This window comes from Pseudomonas sp. SZ57 (assembly GCF_009495975.1).
Taxonomy (GTDB): domain Bacteria; phylum Pseudomonadota; class Gammaproteobacteria; order Pseudomonadales; family Pseudomonadaceae; genus Aquipseudomonas; species Aquipseudomonas syringae.
Window position 1 is genome coordinate 1 of sequence record NZ_WIBD01000060.1, and the last position, 336, is coordinate 336.

Sequence of the window (336 nt, forward strand, 5' to 3'; positions counted from 1 at the left end):
CGGCAGAGTGATAAACCCCAGACAAACAAAAACCCTCAACGCGTAAGCGATGAGGGTTTCTGGAATTGAATCTTGACGATGACCTACTCTCACATGGGGAAACCCCACACTACCATCGGCGATACATCGTTTCACTACTGAGTTCGGGATGGGATCAGGTGGTTCCAATGCTCTATGGTCGTCAAGAAATTCGGGTACCGAATCGTGCCATGCGGCGCGCTTCAGCAAATCGGGTATGTGATAGTCAGTTCAGGTGTCGTTCGTGACGCAAACTTTCGGTTCGTGTCATCTTCACAGTCACCGCAATCTGGTCATTCGACGCAAATTGCTTGGGTG

1 rRNA gene is annotated in these 336 nt (G+C 50.3%); it reads right to left on the minus strand.

Features of this window, described 5'->3' with window-relative positions:
• Positions 1-70: 70 nt before the first annotated feature.
• Positions 71-186: ribosomal RNA gene (rrf, locus tag GE543_RS26995) — 5S ribosomal RNA — on the minus strand.
• Positions 187-336: the final 150 nt, after the last annotated feature.